Raw genomic sequence first — 18,423 nt, 5'->3', positions numbered from 1 at the left:
GTTGTGTTCACCCATAAGTTTAAAACAACAGGCACGCCTTAAACGGCGTGCCTGTCTGTCGATCAGCCTTTCCACACCTGCGGATTTACCAGATCCTGCGGCCGCTCACCCAGCAGCGCGCTGCGCAGGTTGGCCAAGGCGCGGTTAGCCATGGCTTCGCGGGTTTCATGGGTGGCCGAACCGATGTGCGGCAAGGTCACGGCGTTCTTCAGCGGGAACAGCGGCGACTCGGCCAGGGGTTCCTTCTCGTACACATCCAGCCCCGCACCGCGGATCCGGTTGTTCTGCAAAGCCTCGATTAGCGCCAGTTCATCAACCACCGGGCCACGGGAAATATTCACCAGAATCGCGCTGGGCTTCATCAGCGCCAGCTCGCGATGGCTGATCAGGTGCCGGGTCTTGTCGCTGAGTGGCACCACCAGGCAGACGAAATCGGCTTCAGCCAGCAACTGATCAAGGCTGCGAAACTGCGCGCCGAGTTCCTGTTCGAGGTTAGCCTTGCGGCTGTTGCCGCTGTACAGAATCGGCATGTTGAAGCCCAGACGACCGCGCCGTGCGATCGCCGCACCGATGTTGCCCATGCCGACGATGCCCAGGGTTTTGCCATGCACGTCGCAACCAAACAGCGGCGCGCCGACAGTGGCCTGCCATTGCCCGGCCTTGGTCCAGGCGTCCAGCTCGGCGACACGCCGGGCGCTGCTCATCAGCAAGGCAAAGGCCAGGTCGGCGGTGCTTTCGGTCAGCACGTCCGGGGTGTTGGTGAGCATGATCCCGCGCTCGTTGAAATAGGTCAGGTCATAGTTGTCGTAACCGACCGAGACGCTGGACACCACTTCGAGTTTGCTGGCGTTTTCCAGCTGCGCGCGACCGAGCTTGCGACCGACGCCGATCAGGCCATGGGCGTGGGGCAGGGCTTCGTTGAACTGTGCGCTGATGTCGCCCAGCTTGGGATTGGGCACGATCACATCGAAGTCCTGTTGCAGGGACTCGACCATTTCGGGCGAGACACGGCTGAAGGCAAGTACGGTCTTTTTCATCGCAGGAAGGCTCGTCAGGCGGAGGAGAATGCCAAGCACGCTAACATTCTCTGACGGGGTTTTGCGAGAGCTCCAGGCTTTGAGCGAACACAAACCCTGTGGCGAGGGAGCTTGCTCCCGCTGGGCAGCGCAGCGGCCCCAAAAGCCGGAGCGTAAGGTGTATCAGGCAAACCTTGTCGTCTGGTTTACGGCTGCTTCGCACCCGAGCGGGAGCAAGCTCCCTCGCCACACTGGATCGCGTCAATCCTTACGATCAATTCGCCACCCGAACCCCACCCATACTCCCGCTCAACTCATACGCCGCCAATTCCGCCTGATGCGCCGCTAGAATCTCCGGCAACGACCCGCGCAAATATTCGACCCAGGTCTTGATCTTCGCATCCAGGTACTGGCGCGACGGGTAGATGGCGTACAGGTTCAGCTCTTGCGAGCGGTAGTTGGGCATGACCCGCACCAGGCTACCGTTGCGCAGACTCTCGATGGCGGCGTAGACCGGCAGCACACCAATGCCCATGCCGCTGATGATCGCGGTTTTCATGGCGTCGGCGGAGTTCACCAGAAACGGCGAGCTGTTGATGGTGACCATTTCCTGGCCTTCCGGGCCATCGAACACCCATTTCTCCAGCGGAATCACCGGGCTGACCAGGCGCAGGCAGGCATGGTTAAGCAGGTCGCTGGGCTTCTGCGCGCAGCCGTTGGCCTTCACGTAGGCCGGCGATGCACAGACAATGCTGTAAGTGATGCCCAGCCGTTGCGAGACAAAACCCGAGTCCGGCAGTTCGCTGGCGAGCACGATCGATACGTCGTAGCCCTCGTCCAGCAAGTCCGGCACGCGGTTGGCCATGGTCAGGTCGAAGGTCACGTCCGGGTGGGTTTTGCGATAGCGGGCGATCGCATCGATCACGAAGTGCTGACCGATCCCGGTCATGGTGTGCACCTTGAGTTGCCCGGCCGGGCGCGCATGGGCGTCGCTGGCTTCGGCTTCGGCTTCCTCGACATAGGCGAGGATCTGCTCGCAGCGCAGCAAATAACGTTTGCCGGCCTCGGTCAGGGCGATGCGGCGGGTGGTGCGGTTGAGCAAACGGGTTTGCAGGTGAGCTTCCAGGTTGGAGACCGCGCGCGAGACGTTGGCCGTCGTGGTATCCAGCTGCACGGCAGCGGCAGTGAAGCTGCCGGCTTCGGCGACGCAGCTGAAGGCGCGCATGTTTTGCAAAGTGTCCATGGGGTGCTCTCGGGTGCGATGACAAATTGTGGCACGAAGTTGCGGAGTTCTGTGACCCCGACCAAGGGATTATCTCGTGAACGGTAACAAAGATTCACAGGATTCCCGGCTTATCGCCACCCGGACCGCCGCCTAGAATTGCCGCCATTGTGGGAGCGGGCTTGCTCGCGAATGGCTGCAACGAGGTCATTCAGACCCACCGCGGCGGCCCCTTCGCGAGCAAGCCCGCTCCCACAAGGATCTCGTACCTCCCCCAATTCCAGGAATTTGCAGCAGTGCCGCGTCGCATCAGCAGAGAGTTGAAGACTCTCAGTGTTTGGGCTTTATCGTTAGCAATCAGCGGCTGCATCGGAACCGGAGGTATTGCCCCACAGGGCAAGGCATTCGACGCCAACACATTGGCCACCGACGAGGCGATCCAGAGCGCCGCCAAGGACGCTCATTGGCCCACCGCGCAGTGGTGGCAGGCCTATGGCGATCCCCAATTGAACGCCTGGGTCGACCTCGCCGTGCAAGGCAACCCGAGCATGGCCATGGCCGCCGCCCGTGTGCGTCAGGCCAAGTCCATGGCCGGTGTTGCCGAGTCGGCCGAGTCGTTGCAGGTCAATGGCCAATCCACCCTCAAGCGCCACAACTGGCCCACCGATCAGTTCTACGGTCCGGGTGAACTGGCCAATACCACCACTTGGGACAACAACGCCGCCCTCGGTTTCAGCTACGCCCTCGACCTGTGGGGCCGCGAAAGCAATGCCACCGAACGCGCCGTCGACATGGCGCACATGAGCGCCGCCGAAGCGCGCATGGCTCAGCTCGAATTGCAGAACAACGTGGTGCGTGCCTACATCCAGTTGTCGCTGCATTACGCGCAGCGGGACATCGTGGTCGCGACCCTCAAGCAGCAACAGCAGATTCTCGACCTCGCACAGAAGCGTCTGGACGGCGGCATTGGCACTCATTTCGAAGTCAGCCAGGCACAAACCCCGTTGCCGGAAACCCATCGGCAACTGGACGCGCTGGACGAAGAAATCGCCCTGAGTCGAAACCAGCTCGCGGCACTGGCAGGCAAAGGGCCGGGGGAGGGCGCACGTTTGCAGCGCCCGACGCTGTCTTTGGGCACAGCACTGAAACTACCTTCGGCGCTGCCGGCGCAATTGCTCGGCCAACGCCCGGACGTGGTCGCCAGTCGCTGGCAAGTCGCGGCTCAGGCACGCGGTATCGATGTGGCGCACGCCGGGTTCTACCCCAACGTCGATCTGGTCGGTAGCCTCGGTTACATGGCCACCGGCGGTGGAGCGCTGGAGTTCCTGACCGGCAAGAAGCTTAACTACAACGTCGGGCCGGCGATCTCCTTGCCGATCTTCGATGGTGGGCGCTTGCGCTCGGAGCTGGGTGAAGCCTCGGCCGGCTATGACATCGCCGTGGCCAAGTACAACCAGACCCTGGTCAATGCGCTCAAAAGCATCTCCGACCAGTTGATCCGCCGCGAGTCCATGGACAAGCAGCAAGCCTTCGCCGAGGAATCGGTGGCGGCTGCGCAGAAAACCTACGACATCGCGATGATCGCCTATCAGCGCGGGCTCACCGATTACCTCAACGTGCTTAACGCCCAGAGCCTGTTGTTCAAGCAGCAGCAAGTGCAACAACAGGTTCAGGCCGCTCGTTTGAGTGCCCATGCCGAACTGGTCACCGCCCTCGGCGGCGGACTTGGCGCTGGCAACGACGTGCCGCCGGACAGCAAAGTCCAGGCGCCGAAAACCCCGGTCCTTCTTCAGAGCCTCTCGAATTGAACACAAAACCTGTGGGAGCGGGCTTGCTCGCGAAAGCGGTGTGTCAGGTGACATCTGCATCGACTGACACACCGCTTTCGCGAGCAAGCCCGCTCCCACAGGGATCGTGTTCTCGCCGCACAATTTTCGACCACTGAGCAGGATTTCATGACTCCCTTGCCTGCACCGCTGCGCTGGCTGTATTCCCTTGAATGGCGCCGTGGTTTTTTCGACTGGGCACGCAGTGACGGCGTGACCTGGGTTTACATCTTCAAGGTGCTGATCGCCGCGTTCCTGACTCTTTGGCTGGCCATGCGCCTGGAACTGCCGCAACCGCGCACAGCGATGATCACCGTGTTCATCGTCATGCAACCGCAGAGCGGTCAGGTGTTCGCCAAAAGTTTTTATCGCTTCCTCGGCACGTTGGCCGGGTCGGCGGTGATGGTCGCGCTGATTGCCCTGTTCGCGCAGAACACCGAGCTGTTTCTCGGCTCACTGGCGATCTGGGTCGGTATCTGCACGGCCGGTGCCGCGCGTTATCGCAACTTCCGCGCCTACGGGTTTGTGCTCGCTGGTTACACCGCAGCGATGGTCGGTTTGCCGGCGTTGGCGCATCCGGACGGCGCCTTTATGGCTGCGGTCTGGCGGGTGCTGGAAATCTCCCTGGGGATTCTCTGTTCAACCCTGGTCAGTGCCGCGATCCTCCCGCAAACCGCCAGCGCCGCGATGCGCAACGCCTTGTATCAGCGCTTCGGGGTGTTCGCACTGTTCGTGACTGATGGCTTGCGTGGGCGCAGCCAACGCGAGGCTTTCGAAGCCGGCAACGTGCGTTTTATCGCCGAAGCCGTGGGCCTGGAAGGTCTGCGCAGCGTCACTGTGTTCGAAGACCCGCACATGCGTCGACGCAACGGTCGGCTCAGTCGCTTGAACAGCGAGTTCATGGGCATCACCACCCGTTTCAATGCCTTGCACCAATTGCTCGAACGCTTGCGCAACAGTGGCACCGAACAGGTGGTGGCGGCGATCAAACCGGGCTTGCAGGACCTGGCCGAATTGCTCGATAGCTTTTCGGGGCGTGCGCTGACGCATGCCGATGCGGCGCGTCTGGCGGCGCAATTGGCGACCTACAAAGAGGGTTTGCCGGCGCGGGTGCGCAGCTTGCGGGCGATCTTTCAGGAGAGCGAACCGAGCGACGCCGAGCAGCTGGATTTCCACACGGCGTACGAGTTGCTCTACCGCTTCGTCGACGAGCTGCACAGTTATGCACAGACCCACGCGTCACTGGCCGAGCACCGTCACGAACGCGAGCAATGGGACGAACCCTACACCCCGAAAACCAACTGGCTGGCCTCGGCCGCTGCGGGCATTCGGGCCTCGTTCATTCTGATTGTGCTGGGCAGTTACTGGGTCGCCACCGCGTGGCCGAGCGGCGCCACCATGACCTTGATCGCTGCCGCCACCGTCGGTCTTTCGGCGGCCACCCCGAACCCCAAACGCATGGCGTTCCAGATGGCCTGCGGAGCGTTGCTCGGGGCGCTGATCGGCTTCGTCGAGATGTTTTTCATCTTCCCGTGGATCGACGGTTTCCCGTTGCTCTGCGTGATGCTGGCGCCGGTGATTGTGCTCGGTTCGTTCCTCACTTCACGGCCGCAGTACGCCGGTGTCGGCCTGGGTTTGCTGATCTTTTTCAGCACCGGTTCAGTGCCGGACAACCTGACGGTCTACAACCCTTACACCTTCATCAACGACTACATCGCCATGGTCATGGGCATGCTGGTGTGCGCGGCGGCGGGGGCGATCATCTTGCCGCCCAACAGTCGCTGGTTGTGGTGGCGACTGGAGCAGGACTTGCGTGGGCAAGTGGTGTTCGCCATCAGCGGCAAACTCAAGGGGCTGGCCAGCAGTTTTGAAAGCAGCACCCGCGATCTGGTGCATCAGGCCTATGGCCTGGCCGCCGGGCAACCGCAGGTGCAACGCGATCTGTTGCGCTGGATGTTCGTGGTGCTGGAAATCGGCCACGCGATCATCGAGTTGCGCAAGGAGCAGGCGATTCTTCCGGTGCACCCGGCCTATGCCGAATCTCAACCGTGGCGCCAGGCGATCCGGGTCATGGGCCGCTCGCTGGTGCGGCTGTTTCTGCAACCAAGTCAAAGCAATCTGGAACGCAGTCTGGTGGCGGTCGACCACGCCATCAGCCGCGTCCAGGCCACCGACGAACCCTTCGCCCCGCATTTCGACACGTCGGCCTTGCGTCGGGTGAAGAGCTACCTGCATTTCATCCGCACATCGCTGCTCGACCCGCAATCGCCGCTGGCAGCACTTGCCACCGCTCAAGGACCTGACCATGCCTCGTGAAATCGCCTTCCACGGCGTGTACATGCCGACCATGACCCTGATGTTTTTCATCGCTGCGGCAGTGGCCTGGGCGCTCGACCGGTTTCTCTCCGGGTTTGATCTGTACCGCTTCTTCTGGCACCCGGCGCTGCTGCGTTTGAGCCTCTTCACTTGCTTGTTCGGCGCCCTGGCGCTGACTGTTTACCCTTGAGACCGATTCGATGAAAAAGCTCTTCAGTCTGCTCGCGACCTTATTGGTACTGGCCCTCGCGCTGTGGATCGGCCGGACCCTCTGGGTGCATTACATGGACACTCCGTGGACCCGCGATGGCCGGGTGCGCGCCAACATCATCAACGTCGCCGCCGACGTCACCGGCGAAGTGATCGACGTTCCGGTGCGTGACAACCAGTTGGTGAAAAAGGGCGACCTGCTGATGCAGATCGACCCCGAGCACTACCAGATCGCGGTGAAACAGGCGCAGTCGCTGGTGGCGTCACGCAAGGCCACCTGGGAGATGCGCAAAGTCAACGCGCATCGCCGAGCGGATCTCGACAACCTGGTGATCTCCAAAGAAAACCGCGACGATGCCAGTAACATTGCCGACTCGGCACTGGCCGATTACCAACAGGCCCAGGCTCAGCTTGAGGCGGCAGAGCTGAACCTCAAACGCACTAAAGTGTTGGCAGCGGTGGACGGTTACGTCACCAACCTCAACGTTCATCGCGGCGACTACGCACGCATCGGCGAAGCGAAAATGGCCGTGGTCGACATGAACTCGTTCTGGGTCTACGGCTTCTTCGAAGAAACCAAACTGCCCCACGTGCGAGTTGGCGATAAGGCCGATATGCAATTGATGAGTGGCGAAGTGCTCAAGGGCCATGTCGAAAGTATTTCGCGCGGTATCTATGATCGCGATAACCCGGAAAGCCGCGAGCTGATCGCTGACGTGAATCCGACCTTTAACTGGGTGCGATTGGCACAACGGGTGCCGGTGCGGATTCACATCGATGAAGTGCCGGACGGGGTGCTGCTGGCGGCGGGGATTACTTGTACGGTGGTGGTGAAGCAGGCGGGCGGGGAGTAGCTGGTAGACCGAGTCGCCTGCTTCGCGAGCAAGCCCGCTCCCACACTAGATCTTCAGCGAACACACGATATGTGCACGAAGGAGGTCAACTGTGGGAGCGAGCTTGCTCGCGATGACGGCATTACATTCAACATCAATGTTGGCTGGCCCACCGCCATCGCGAGCAAGCTCGCTCCCACAGGTTGCGCGCCTTCGCCTTAACTGATTGCCATCAAGGCTTGCCTGCTATGAACGATTAACGCCTTGGCGCGCTACTGCGGCGAGTCCGGTGGATCGAGGTGATCCAGTGCCCGATTCACCGCCAACTCGGCCAAAGAGATCATCTGTTGAATCGCCAGCGCGGTATTGCGCTTCGGACCGTCGAGCTCAAACGCCAGATCGCTGGCCATGACATTGGCCGAGGCGAGGGTTTCGCAGGCGTGGGCCAGCAGGGTTTCAGAGTCGACGTCGGGGGCGATGACGAAAATGCAGCCGGGGCGTCGGTCGGCTAACAGTGCCTTTGTTTCGGGCAGCACCAGGTAATGGTCGAGCGCACGGTGCGCGGCGGCGTGGAGTTCTTTTGAATCGAGGGAGGCGTAGGGAGAAACGGGGTCGGTTTCGGGAGGGTTTGGAGTAGCTTTGAACATGGTGATGCTCCTGATTGTTCCAAAGGAGCTGCCAATATCACTTGCAGATGATGGGTGGCAGCTATGCGCGGGTCTGCAAGACCGGGAAACCAGGAACCCGGCAGACCCGAAGGTCTCCCGCGCACAGCCGCCATAAAAACGGACACAAAAAAGCGTCCTTTTACTTATGGTGTTGCCGTGCGACTGGTTATTTCCGGCGGGCTTGCAGACCCGATCACTGATGAGCAGTGACACGGAAACAATAGGAGCAAGGGCCAAGGCGCACAAGCCGGCGGATTCTGGCGCAGGTGTAGGTTGCGACGCAAGGTGATGTAGGGGGCGGCTGGTGAGATGACGCGTTATATAAACAAAGGCTGTTGATTGCTCCCACTCTCCAGAGTGGGAGCAATCTTGTTCAACCTTGGCAATACGTCTCATGCAAATGCCGCCACTGCAGCGCGCCTGACGGCAGTTTTTCAATCACGGCCGTAGCGCGCCGATCGTTCAGCACGCCGCTCGCATCGGATTGCAGTTCGCGATAGCTGACGGTGGCGCCGCCTGCGTGTTGGCCGATCCCGTGCAGTTCGCTCAGGCCGATAATCAAGCCGGGGCGAGCACCGCCGAGTTTATCGAACAGCTCGCTCAAGCCCGGATAATCCAGCGCGTTGCCGCCGGGTACGATCATCGAAAACTGCGGCGAGAAACGCGCCAGCAACTGCGTCAGTACGCCTTTATCGGCGGTGCCGGAAAACCATTGCTCGATGTCGACGAGGGTCTGGGTCACTTCGTTGAAGTATTCGCTGTAGTCCGTCATGCGGTTTTCTCCTTGGGTGGGTGAGGGGTAATGTGCGTCAGCAGCTTCGCGGTGTCGAGGCGCAGAATGGCTGACAAGGGAGAAAACGTGAGCGCTGCTGCGCACAGAAAACACAGGATGAATGCGTGTGACGAAGAGGGCCCAAGCGCGCCCAGCAGTGAACTCAAGAGCGCCGCACCGAGGCAGAAACTCAGTTGCCGATTGATGTTCCACAGGGCACTCGCGTGGCCCATGCGTGAGGTGTGAATGTCGAGAAACGCCAGGGTCTGCGCCGTGCTGCTGCACAGGCTGCCGCCCAGCCCCATCAGCGCGTAGGCAAGGATCGGCAGCGGCCCTTGAGGTTGTTCGATCTGCGTCAGTAGCAGGATGCCGAGGCTCTGAGCGATCATGCCGCCGATCAACAATGGCTTGGGACCGAAACGCTGGAAGGCGCGTTTGCCCAACGTGATCGCGAGCCCCGACCCAATCGCCCACGGCAGCATCAACGCACCGGTCTGTACCGCGCTGAAACCGAGGTCGCGCAAGTGCAGCACGGCGATCAGGCTGGTGCCGATGAAGACGCCGGGGATAAACAGGTACACCAGCATCGCCACGCGCAACCACTGACCTTTGATCAACTGCAGATCGAGGATCGGCGCCGCTTTTCGCCAGCCATCGCGAACGTATAACCACCCGCCGACAGCACTGAGCGCCAGTCCAAAAATACCCAGATAGCGGCTGCCGGCCTCGCTCAACAGGCTCAGCGCAATCAGCAAAAGGCTCAAGGTCCCGGCACCGAGCAACAGTCCCCGACTGTCCAGTGTCGGGCGTTCAGGCGTCGGGTCGTCGGCTTTCAACCACACGGCAGCGAGCAACAACGCCAGCAGTGCCAGCGGCACATTGACGTAGAAGATCCAGCGCCAGGACAACACCTGCACAATCAGCCCGCCCGCCGCAGGTGACAGCGCCGGCACCAGCAAAGCGATCAGCATCACCCAGGCCGTCAGACGGCTGCGTTCTGCTACCGGAAACTGCCGATAGGCCAAGGCCTGACCCACCGGGATCAGCAGCCCGCCACCCAGACCTTGAACCAGTCGCCAACCGATCAGCGCCTCGATTGAACCGGCCCGAGCCACGCACAATGAGGCGCAACTGAATAGCAGCAATGAGCCGAGGATCAACCGACGCTCACCGAGCGCTGCCGCCAGCCAGACACTCAGCGGAATGATCAGCGTCAGCCCGAGCATGTAGGCGTTGCTGATCCACGCCAGTTGAGTCACCGAGGCGTGCAGTTCCAGGGCAATGTCCGGGTAAGCGATGTTGGCGACGAACATGTTCAGCAGGTCGAGGGCAAAACCGAGCAAATACACGAGGGTGACTTTCGAGCGATAGGCCATGGCAGCCTCCAGGTAGACAGAGGCGTAGCGTAGGGCGTTTGGCGTGCTGGAGAAACGTCGGTTTGGCTGTTAGTTTGTCAAAAATATTTTGACAGATGGGCGGCGCAACATGGTGAGTTTGGATCGTTTCGACACCTTTAAAGCCGTGGTCGAGGCCGGGTCACTGACGGCTGCGGCCGATCTGCTGGGTCAGAGCCGCGCGGTGGTGAGTTTCAATCTGAAACGGCTGGAGGCGGAATTGGGCGTGACTCTGTTGACCCGCAACACCCGGCAATTGGCGCTGACCGACGCCGGCGAGCGTTTTTATCAGCGTTGTCTACGGACCCTAGACGAAGCACGCCGGGCCATCGAAGAGGCACGTTCGGCACACAACCAACTCGAGGGCACGCTGCGTATCACGACAACGCTGGAATATGCGCTGGCCAAGGTGGTGCCGACACTGGATGTATTCCGTGACTTGCACCCGCAACTGAACATTCACTTATCCACCTCCTCGACCCAGGCTGATCTGATTTCCGAGCGCTTCGACGTGGCGATCAGGCTGGGGCGGATGCTCGACTCCAATTTGCGCGCAGTGCAGTTGTCGACGTTCGAGATCTTTGCTGTTGCCGCGCCATCGCTGATCGCCCGACACGCAACAGTCACGACATTGGAGACTCTGGAGGCGCTGCCGAAACTGGGGCACGCGCGGGTGACTGAATTGACGCTGACCGATGCTGAGGGGGCGGAACATCTCTATCAGCCAGGCCCCGGCAAAACCGCGATTGTCGCTGACAATTCGGCCACCTTGCGGGCCTTCTCTCTGTCAGGACATGGCGTAGCGATCCTGCCGCAATGGTTGATTCAGGAGGACCTTGATGCCGGACGGTTACAACGTTTGCTGCCTGATCATCAGTTCGCCCGGCAAGGGGTTTACGCGTTGTATCCGGATACCCGGCATCTGCCGCTGAAGGTCAGAGCATTCATCGATTTCATGAAGAGCCCGCAATCGGGTTGAACATCCTGACGCCTTCGCGGGCAAGCCCGCTCCCACATTGGATCTCTGGCGAACACACAATTTGTATATCACTCAGATCCAATGTGGGAGCGAGACTGCTCGCGATGGTGTCGACGCGGTCTTAAAGTTGCCCGCGCAACCCAAACCGCTTCATCAACCCGCTTTCCAGCAAGCCCTTGGGCAGCAACCCCGCCAGCAGTGGCAACGCCCGGCTGCCGTTGCCCAGCCGCAGTAAACGCGGTGGTTTGTTGTGCTGCACGGCTTTAAGCAGATCAGCTGCGAACTCCGTGGCCGGGGTCGGGTTGTCCTGGGAAGCCTTGGCCCGAGCGCGAATGCCCTCGCGCAACGGCCACCAGGGCGATTGTTCGGTGATCAGCAGTTCGGCTTCAACGCCTGCGTTCCTGGCGAAACTGGAGGCGATGGCGCCGGGCTGGACTTCCATCACCCGAATGCCGAACGGCGCCAGTTCCATGCGCAATGCATCGCTCAAGGCATGCACCGCGGCTTTCGAGGCGCAATAAGCGCCAGCGAACGGCGTGACCAAAACCCCTGAGACGCTGCCGATGTTCACTACCAGGCCTTTGCTACGACGCAATACCGGAAACAATGCACGGGTGACGCCGACGATGGCGAACACGTTGGTTTCAAACTGACGCTGCATCGCCGCGACACCGCCGTCGAGCAGCGGCCCCATAGCACCGTAACCGGCGTTGTTGATCAGCACGTCGAGGCCGCCGTGTTGCTGGTTGATCCGCTCGCTCAATTGCTCGAGCGCCGGTTCATCGTTGACGTCCAGTTGCACCGCGGTGAATCCGGCCGCCGCGAGTACCGCCACGTCTTCAGCCTTGCGCGCGGTGGCCAATACCTCGAAACCGGCGCCTTTGAAGGCATCGGCCAGAGCGCGGCCGATGCCGCTGGAACAACCGGTGATTAACGCGAGGGGCATGGCGCGGTCCTTGTGCAAGAAGAGGGGGGGGGGAGATGAAGGATCAGTCAGAGAAACTACCCTGCAAACGCTCGGCGCGAAACTCCAGGGTTTGCGGGCGATAGCCGGGACGCAGCGGCGGCATCGGCAAACAGTCTTCCCAATCGGCGCCGGCCTGCAATTCGCCGGGGCCACGGTAGCGCGGCGCGGCGTATTGATTGTCGGCCAGATTGACCGTGTCGCCCGGCGCGTAGGCCGCGATCCGCCAGCGCAATTCGGTCAGCGGCACGTCGTTGCCGTTGTTCATCTTCAGTAGCAGCGGGCGATCGGCCGGGCAGTGTTCCGGTGCATAGGTGATGCGCAACTCCAGTCGCGCCAGTTGTTTGGCCTCGCGGTTATCCAGCCACACCACCCACGTCGCCACCATGGCCAATCCGACGGCTGCTGCCAAGGACACCGGCAAGGCTTTGGCCGGGTAGCGCAACAGCAGGAACAGCCAGGTAATGACCAGCAGGACGCCGATGAACATGAAGCGAAACCTCGGAAGGGGAGAGGGCCATCCTACCTAAGCGTAGATGTGATTGACCATGGCTGAGAGTCGCCGCAGCCTTAATCGGCCCCTACAAAGGCCAGGGAATAAGAAAGACTAATGATGCACGAAAATGTAGGGCCGATCACGTTTCGGCGCACGTACATTGATCTATATCGTGCGCCATCGCGATGCTTTACTCAGGAGCATGGTCGCGCAGGAAAACCAGGTTGTCGGGTTTCGACTGTTCAGCGCTGTAGCGGTAACCCTGCACGTCAAATTGCTTGAGCGCGGCCGGGTCGTTGATGCGTTCCTGGATCACGAAACGGCTCATCATTCCGCGGGCTTTCTTCGCGTAGAAACTGATGATCTTGTACTGGCCGTTCTTCAGGTCCTTGAACTCGGTGTTGATGATCCGGGCATTCAAGGCGCTGCGTTTGACCGCCGAGAAGTACTCGTTGGAGGCGAGGTTGAGCAGCACGTCATCGCCTTGGTCGGCCAGGGCTTCGTTCAGCCATTCGCTGATTTGCGTGCCCCAGAAGGCGTACAGATCCTTGCCGCGGGCATTGGCCAGTTTGGTGCCCATCTCCAGACGATACGGCTGCATCAGGTCCAGCGGGCGCAGCAGGCCGTAGAGGCCCGAGAGCATGCGCAAGTGTTGCTGCGCGTAGTCGAAATCGGCTTCACTGAAGGTCTGGGCATTCATGCCGGTGTACACGTCACCCTTGAACGCCAGCAGCGCCTGCTTGGCGTTGGCCTGCGTGAATGCCGGGGTCCAGCTGCCGAAACGTGCGGCGTTGAGGCCGCCGATCTTGTCGGAAACGTGCATCAACTCGCTGATCTGCGCCGGGCTCAGCTCGCGCAATTGCAGGATCAGCTCCTGAGAATGGTCCAGGTACTGCGGCTGGGTGAAGCGCTGGGTGGCCGGCGGTGTTTCGTAATCGAGGGTCTTGGCGGGGGAAATCACCATCAGCATGAAGTCGTCTCCTTTAATCGTGCGGGGATTCTAGGGGGTTGTCCGGGTTGACTCCAGCTATCAAGGTCATAGCTGCCAGACGGCGACCGTATGTAGGAGCAAAGCTTGCTCGCGATGAACGATGACGCGGACTCCAGACAAACCGAGTCGCTGCCATCGCGAGCAAGCTTTGCTCCTACGGGTGCATCTGAGAAGGGGGGAGCTGCGCGCAGATCAGCTATAGTGCCGCGCGGGTTTTGTTATGGAGACATCCCTTTGCGTATCGCTTTACTGTTTTGTGCCTGGTTGTTCAGCGTTGGCGCTTATGCCGCGCCCAACGACCTCGCCACGCTGGATCGCAGCACCTGGCCAGAGCAACTCGGCAGTCCGACCCTGTTCGATGTCGCTTCACGCGCGGAAATTCTCACCTTCGCCCGGGCCTTGCTCGCCAGTGAAATGCTGGACGAAGCTGCTTTAAAGCAGCGCCTGGGCTTGCGCATGATCAACCTCGATTCGATCAACAAACTGCGCGCGCACATGTGGCTGCGCCTGCTCGCCAACTACAACTTCGCCCAGCAGAGCTGTGACCAGGATGCGTCTTTCTGTTTTCTGGTCGAAGACATGGACACCCTGCGTCAGCAGGCTGCCAAGTTCCAGCTTGGCGAAGACTCGTATTACACCCGCTGGGCCGAGCCGAGCCGGCGTTTTCATGAACGTTATCTGGACGAACAATTGCGCAAGGCTGCGTTGTTTCCGCAAACCAGCAGCGAAGTCGAACTGTTCGGTGACTACGAGCGCAATGGCGATGAGCTCAACGATCGGCTGTTTGTGCTGAGCTTCGACAGTGCCGTCAACATTGCACCGGACCACACCGCCTGGCTGACCGAGTACCTGCGCAAGTCGAACCTGAGCGGAACCTTCTTTGTGCTGGGCAGTGACATCCAGAACCGTTTGGCACAACATTCGGTGGCCGAGCTGCAAGCGTTGTACTCAAAGCAGTGCATCGGCGTGCAGGGCTGGGAGTTCCGTTCCCACAGCCATTGGCAGGATTGGCAGTACTCGATCACGCGCAGCGTCGAACTGGTGAAGAACAAACTGCCGGAGAACTTTGTGCCGTTGTTCCGCCCGCCCAATGGCCAGCGTCGCGCCGATGCGCAGGGTTTCTTCAAGACTCAGGGATTGCAGGTTGCGTTGTGGGACATTGACCCGGCGGACGGCAGTCGTCAGCTCTCGGCTGAGCAGAGCGCGCAGCGGGTGCTGACATTGATGCTGTTGTGGCGCCACGGGGTGATCAATTTCAACGTTAAACAGGACTCGGTGAAAACGGCGATGCCTTGGCTTCTGAAGCAAACCGCGCAAAGCGGGATCGGCTGGGAGGATTGTCAGGACGCTTTTCACTGAGACGCGCCCTTCCCCAAAAAAGCCGGAAACATTGGGGTAGGGGGGATTTCAGGAGGGAATTCGATGCAGGCGGACTTCCGACTTTAACGGTGCCGGGTCGGCGCGCCAAGGGCTTTTCGTCACTCTGAAAAATAAACTTCAAAAAAGCGTCAAAGTGCTTTTTTCTGTCATGGGTTTTAGAGTATTACGAAGACAGACCGCCGAAACCTGCAACACAGGTGGCGTCTTCCAAGACCCCCCGCGTGTGCAGTTCACTTGAGTCGTGCAGTTCATTTGAGTACGGCAGGTGAATTCGGTGGCCACTTCGAGGCGCAGCACTGTCATGGTATTGCGTCGACTGGCTCCCACACAGGTGACCGAGTATGGATGATCACGGACGTAGCCCCTCCAACCAGCCAATCCTTTATGTACTCGATACCAACGTATTGATCCACGATCCAAACGCGCTCCTGAACTTCGAAGAACACCACGTTGCCATCCCGATGACCGTCCTTGAAGAGCTGGACAAGCTCAAGGGCGGCCATCACAGTGTTGCGGCCGAATGCCGTCAGGCCATTCGCCTGATCGACAAGACGCTGGGCGACGCCTCTCCCGAAGACGTTGAACTGGGTGTACCGATCCAGCGCGGAAAAAGCGGGCCCAAGGGTTTGCTGTCGATTCTGATGAGCAAGCGCAGCGAGCCGAACATTGTTCTGCCTGAACACCTGAACGACAACATCATCATCAACCAGTTGATCGACCTGCACGCGCGTGACAAAGACCTGCGTGTGGTGCTGGTGACCAAAGACATCAACATGCGCCTCAAGGCCCGGGCTTGCGGGATCGCGGCCGAGGACTACAGCACCGACCAGTTGGTCGACGACGTGTCGTTGCTGCCCAATGGTTATCACAACATGACGGGTTCGTTCTGGGACCGCGTGAGCAAGGTCGAAACCCGTCAGGACCATGGCCGCACCTGGCACCAGGTGCAGTTGATCGACAACCTGCCGGCCGTGCATATCAACGAATTCATCATTGACGAACAGGGCTTTGTCGGCTGGATCAAGGAAATCCAGGTCGATAAGCTGTTGATCCTCGACCTGCATCAGGAACCCCTGTTGCACCAGGAAGCCTGGGGCCTGAAACCACGCGACATCTATCAGAGCCTGGCGCTGTTCGCCTTGCTCGACCCGGATATTCACCTGGTCAACCTGTCGGGTGCTGCGGGCTCGGGTAAAACCATTCTGGCGCTGGCGGCGGCGATCGAGCAGACGATGGTCAGCAAGCGCTACCGGCGCATCATTGCCACTCGTAGCGTGCAGGGCCTGGACCAGGAGATCGGTTTCCTGCCGGGCACCGAAGCGGAAAAAATGGAGCCTTGGCTGGGCGCCATCACCGACAACCTCGAAGCCTTGCACATGGATGACGAAAGCACCCATGGCAGCGTCGACTACATCCTCAGCAAAGTGCCGTTGCAGTTCAAATCCCTCAACTACATCCGGGGCCGTAGCTTCCAGCAGAGCCTGATCCTGATCGACGAATGCCAGAACCTCACCCCGCACCAGATGAAAACCATCATCACCCGTGCCGGTGCCGGTTCCAAAGTGGTGTGCCTGGGCAACCTGGCGCAGATTGACACCCCTTACCTGTCCGCGACCAGCTCCGGGCTGACGTACCTGACTGAACGCTTCAAGGATTTCCCCAACGGTGTACACATCACCCTGCAAGGGGTGCCGCGTTCGATTCTGGCCGAATACGCCGAATCCCATTTGTAACCTGTCCCACCAGAACCGGGCGGCCCAAAAGCCGCCCGGTTTTTTTGCGCCCGACGAATAATCCTGTGGGAGCGGGCTTGCTCGCGAATGCGATCTGACCTTCACAAATGATGCTGACTGATACACCGCCTTCGCGAGCAAGCCCGCTCCCACAAGGTTGTGGTGATCTGATAATCAAACTCGCGAAAAATTGACCCACGGGTTTACAATCGCTGCTCCTGATCAGGAGTAAGGCTGTGCTGACTCATCTCGATTCCCAAGGTCGCGCCAATATGGTCGACGTCACCGAAAAAGCCGTGACGTTCCGTGAGGCCACGGCCGAAGCGCTTGTGCGTATGCTCCCTGAAACCCTGCAGATGATCGTCAGCGGTGGTCACCCCAAAGGTGATGTATTCGCTGTGGCGCGCATTGCCGGCATTCAGGCGGCGAAGAAAACCTCCGATTTGATCCCGCTGTGCCATCCGCTGATGCTCACCAGCGTCAAGGTCGAGCTCAGTGCCGAAGGCCTCGATGCGGTGCGCATCGTCGCCCGCTGCAAACTGTCCGGACAGACCGGCGTCGAAATGGAAGCGCTGACTGCGGCCAGTGTTGCCGCGTTGACGATCTACGACATGTGCAAGGCCGTGGACCGTGGCATGGTCATCGAAACCGTGCGCCTGCTGGAGAAACTCGGCGGCAAGAGCGGGCATTATCAGGTGGCTGATCAATGAAATTGACGGTGAGGTTTTTCGCCCGTTACCGCGAGGCGCTGGGCGTTGATTCGTTGAGCGTCGAAGGCGATTTCGCCACGGTCGACGATGTGCGTTTGCTGTTGGCGCAACGCGAGGGCGCCGAGGTGCTGAGCGAGCAGAACCTGATGTGCGCGCGCAATGAAGATTTGTGCCAGCTCGACGAACCGCTCGTCGATGGCGATGAAGTGGCGTTTTTCCCGACAGTGACCGGAGGCTGATCCATGGCGATTCGTGTGCAGTCCACGGCGTTCGATCCGGGTGCTGAAGTCAACGCGATGCACGCGGCGAATGTCGGTGTTGGCGCAGTGGTGAGTTTTGTCGGCTATGTTCGCGACTTCAACGACGGGCTCGATGTGGCCGGGATGTTTCTTGAGCACTACCCAGGCATGACCGAAAGGGCTCTCGGCAAAATCGCCATTGAGGCCGAACGACGCTGGCCGCTGCTCAAGCTGGAAGTGCTGCATCGCATCGGCGCTTTGGAGCCGGGCGAGCCCATCGTCTTTGTCGGTGCTGCGAGTGCCCACCGCCAGGCGGCATTCGACGCTTGTGCCTTTGTCATGGACTACCTGAAAACCCGTGCACCGTTCTGGAAGAAGGAAAACACCAGTGACGGCCCGCGTTGGGTGGAAGGGCGTGACAGTGATCACGCGGCGGCGGATCGCTGGAAGTAACGTTTCCTCGTGTGATTCCTAAAAGATCGCAGCCTGCGGCAGCTCCTACACAAGTCAATCTGCGTAGGAGCTGCCGCAGGCTGCGATCTTTTGATCTTAACAACCCCCAAAAATCCAACCGCGATGAATGACCGGAATAACTGCGTACGCCTGATTGACGGGAAATACATAAAAGTCCAGTATGGAATTATAAGTACAAAAAAGGCGTTTCCCGTTTCACT

Annotated in this window: 18 protein-coding genes; 10 read left to right on the top strand and 8 right to left on the bottom strand. The window is 60.1% G+C overall.

The annotated features are described in order from the left end of the window. Positions 1-62 precede the first annotated feature (62 nt). Together ACIPIN_RS10925 and ACIPIN_RS10920 are read right to left on the bottom strand one after the other, a co-directional pair. The gene (locus ACIPIN_RS10925) at positions 63-1,037 is read right to left on the bottom strand and encodes a 2-hydroxyacid dehydrogenase (RefSeq protein WP_401118299.1); all 975 of its coding nucleotides are present in this window, start codon (positions 1,035-1,037) and stop codon (positions 63-65) included. Between the two features lie 253 nt (positions 1,038-1,290). Further along, positions 1,291-2,259 carry a LysR family transcriptional regulator gene (locus tag ACIPIN_RS10920; protein ID WP_401118296.1) on the bottom strand — a complete coding sequence of 323 codons (969 nt, stop codon included), beginning with the start codon at positions 2,257-2,259 and terminating at the stop codon, positions 1,291-1,293. Between the two features lie 275 nt (positions 2,260-2,534). Here ACIPIN_RS10920 and ACIPIN_RS10915 point away from each other — a divergent pair, with 275 nt between their 5' ends. The 4 genes from ACIPIN_RS10915 (at position 2,535) to ACIPIN_RS10900 (ending at position 7,444) form a co-directional block, all read left to right on the top strand. Further along, on the top strand, positions 2,535-4,046 hold the full coding sequence (locus ACIPIN_RS10915) for an efflux transporter outer membrane subunit (RefSeq protein WP_401118294.1): 1,512 nt from the start codon (positions 2,535-2,537) through the stop codon (positions 4,044-4,046). 147 nt (positions 4,047-4,193) lie between these two features. Further along, positions 4,194-6,380, top strand: a complete 2,187-nt coding sequence (locus tag ACIPIN_RS10910; RefSeq protein WP_401118292.1) for an FUSC family protein — start codon at positions 4,194-4,196, stop codon at positions 6,378-6,380. Then, a complete protein-coding gene (locus ACIPIN_RS10905; protein WP_019691945.1) occupies positions 6,370-6,570 on the top strand; it encodes a DUF1656 domain-containing protein in 201 nt (66 codons plus the stop codon). Before ACIPIN_RS10910 ends, ACIPIN_RS10905 begins: the two co-directional genes overlap by 11 nt. A gap of 10 nt (positions 6,571-6,580) precedes the next feature. Beyond that, entirely contained in the window at positions 6,581-7,444 is an 864-nt protein-coding gene (locus ACIPIN_RS10900; protein ID WP_401118290.1) for an efflux RND transporter periplasmic adaptor subunit, read from the top strand. Between the two features lie 251 nt (positions 7,445-7,695). On the opposite strand, the gene ACIPIN_RS10895 is transcribed toward ACIPIN_RS10900, so the two are convergent. From ACIPIN_RS10895 to ACIPIN_RS10885, 3 genes are all read right to left on the bottom strand, one after another. Then, positions 7,696-8,070, bottom strand: a complete 375-nt coding sequence (locus tag ACIPIN_RS10895) for a DUF6124 family protein (RefSeq protein WP_401118288.1) — start codon at positions 8,068-8,070, stop codon at positions 7,696-7,698. Positions 8,071-8,464: 394 nt separating this feature from the next. Continuing rightward, positions 8,465-8,863 carry a DUF4440 domain-containing protein gene (locus tag ACIPIN_RS10890; protein WP_401118286.1) on the bottom strand — a complete coding sequence of 133 codons (399 nt, stop codon included), beginning with the start codon at positions 8,861-8,863 and terminating at the stop codon, positions 8,465-8,467. After that, positions 8,860-10,239, bottom strand: a complete 1,380-nt coding sequence (locus tag ACIPIN_RS10885) for an MFS transporter (RefSeq protein WP_401118284.1) — start codon at positions 10,237-10,239, stop codon at positions 8,860-8,862. Before ACIPIN_RS10885 ends, ACIPIN_RS10890 begins: the two co-directional genes overlap by 4 nt. Positions 10,240-10,348: 109 nt before the next feature. Between ACIPIN_RS10885 and ACIPIN_RS10880 the strand changes: the two genes are divergently transcribed. Beyond that, complete coding sequence (locus ACIPIN_RS10880) at positions 10,349-11,236, top strand: LysR substrate-binding domain-containing protein (RefSeq protein WP_401118282.1); 888 nt, start codon at positions 10,349-10,351, stop codon at positions 11,234-11,236. Between the two features lie 121 nt (positions 11,237-11,357). On the opposite strand, the gene ACIPIN_RS10875 is transcribed toward ACIPIN_RS10880, so the two are convergent. From ACIPIN_RS10875 to yaaA, 3 genes are all read right to left on the bottom strand, one after another. After that, complete coding sequence (locus ACIPIN_RS10875) at positions 11,358-12,182, bottom strand: SDR family oxidoreductase (RefSeq protein ID WP_401118279.1); 825 nt, start codon at positions 12,180-12,182, stop codon at positions 11,358-11,360. A 43-nt stretch (positions 12,183-12,225) separates the two neighbouring features. Beyond that, entirely contained in the window at positions 12,226-12,690 is a 465-nt protein-coding gene (locus ACIPIN_RS10870) for a multidrug transporter (RefSeq protein WP_401118277.1), read from the bottom strand. Between the two features lie 196 nt (positions 12,691-12,886). Continuing rightward, the gene (gene yaaA / locus ACIPIN_RS10865; protein WP_401118275.1) at positions 12,887-13,666 is read right to left on the bottom strand and encodes a peroxide stress protein YaaA; all 780 of its coding nucleotides are present in this window, start codon (positions 13,664-13,666) and stop codon (positions 12,887-12,889) included. 255 nt (positions 13,667-13,921) lie between these two features. Here yaaA and ACIPIN_RS10860 point away from each other — a divergent pair, with 255 nt between their 5' ends. The 5 genes from ACIPIN_RS10860 to moaE all read left to right on the top strand — a co-directional run bounded on the left by ACIPIN_RS10860 (position 13,922) and on the right by moaE (position 18,202). Next, positions 13,922-15,046: a polysaccharide deacetylase family protein gene (locus ACIPIN_RS10860; RefSeq protein WP_401118273.1), complete on the top strand. Its 1,125-nt coding sequence runs from the start codon at positions 13,922-13,924 to the stop codon at positions 15,044-15,046. A 362-nt stretch (positions 15,047-15,408) separates the two neighbouring features. Continuing rightward, the gene (locus ACIPIN_RS10855) at positions 15,409-16,800 is read left to right on the top strand and encodes a PhoH family protein (protein WP_401118270.1); all 1,392 of its coding nucleotides are present in this window, start codon (positions 15,409-15,411) and stop codon (positions 16,798-16,800) included. Between the two features lie 236 nt (positions 16,801-17,036). Further along, entirely contained in the window at positions 17,037-17,510 is a 474-nt protein-coding gene (gene moaC / locus ACIPIN_RS10850) for a cyclic pyranopterin monophosphate synthase MoaC (protein WP_054593900.1), read from the top strand. Next, positions 17,507-17,749, top strand: a complete 243-nt coding sequence (locus ACIPIN_RS10845) for a MoaD/ThiS family protein (RefSeq protein WP_262113841.1) — start codon at positions 17,507-17,509, stop codon at positions 17,747-17,749. The genes moaC and ACIPIN_RS10845 overlap by 4 nt, the downstream gene beginning before the upstream one ends. A gap of 3 nt (positions 17,750-17,752) precedes the next feature. After that, the gene (gene moaE, locus ACIPIN_RS10840) at positions 17,753-18,202 is read left to right on the top strand and encodes a molybdopterin synthase catalytic subunit MoaE (protein ID WP_401118267.1); all 450 of its coding nucleotides are present in this window, start codon (positions 17,753-17,755) and stop codon (positions 18,200-18,202) included. Positions 18,203-18,423 lie beyond the last annotated feature (221 nt).

This window comes from Pseudomonas sp. NPDC087697 (assembly GCF_044743155.1).
GTDB lineage: Bacteria > Pseudomonadota > Gammaproteobacteria > Pseudomonadales > Pseudomonadaceae > Aquipseudomonas.
This window is presented reverse-complemented; position numbering and strand designations above follow the sequence as displayed.

Coding starts and splice junctions, on each gene's coding strand:
- ACIPIN_RS10885 (WP_401118284.1), bottom strand. CDS start 10,239: ATGGCCTATCGCTCGAAAGTCACCCTCGTGTATTTGCTCGGTTTTGCC.
- ACIPIN_RS10845 (WP_262113841.1), top strand. CDS start 17,507: ATGAAATTGACGGTGAGGTTTTTCGCCCGTTACCGCGAGGCGCTGGGC.
- ACIPIN_RS10895 (WP_401118288.1), bottom strand. CDS start 8,070: ATGTTCAAAGCTACTCCAAACCCTCCCGAAACCGACCCCGTTTCTCCC.
- ACIPIN_RS10880 (WP_401118282.1), top strand. CDS start 10,349: ATGGTGAGTTTGGATCGTTTCGACACCTTTAAAGCCGTGGTCGAGGCC.
- ACIPIN_RS10905 (WP_019691945.1), top strand. CDS start 6,370: ATGCCTCGTGAAATCGCCTTCCACGGCGTGTACATGCCGACCATGACC.
- ACIPIN_RS10855 (WP_401118270.1), top strand. CDS start 15,409: ATGGATGATCACGGACGTAGCCCCTCCAACCAGCCAATCCTTTATGTA.
- ACIPIN_RS10875 (WP_401118279.1), bottom strand. CDS start 12,182: ATGCCCCTCGCGTTAATCACCGGTTGTTCCAGCGGCATCGGCCGCGCT.
- ACIPIN_RS10890 (WP_401118286.1), bottom strand. CDS start 8,863: ATGACGGACTACAGCGAATACTTCAACGAAGTGACCCAGACCCTCGTC.
- ACIPIN_RS10920 (WP_401118296.1), bottom strand. CDS start 2,259: ATGGACACTTTGCAAAACATGCGCGCCTTCAGCTGCGTCGCCGAAGCC.
- ACIPIN_RS10925 (WP_401118299.1), bottom strand. CDS start 1,037: ATGAAAAAGACCGTACTTGCCTTCAGCCGTGTCTCGCCCGAAATGGTC.
- ACIPIN_RS10900 (WP_401118290.1), top strand. CDS start 6,581: ATGAAAAAGCTCTTCAGTCTGCTCGCGACCTTATTGGTACTGGCCCTC.
- ACIPIN_RS10910 (WP_401118292.1), top strand. CDS start 4,194: ATGACTCCCTTGCCTGCACCGCTGCGCTGGCTGTATTCCCTTGAATGG.
- yaaA (WP_401118275.1), bottom strand. CDS start 13,666: ATGCTGATGGTGATTTCCCCCGCCAAGACCCTCGATTACGAAACACCG.
- moaE (WP_401118267.1), top strand. CDS start 17,753: ATGGCGATTCGTGTGCAGTCCACGGCGTTCGATCCGGGTGCTGAAGTC.
- ACIPIN_RS10870 (WP_401118277.1), bottom strand. CDS start 12,690: ATGTTCATCGGCGTCCTGCTGGTCATTACCTGGCTGTTCCTGCTGTTG.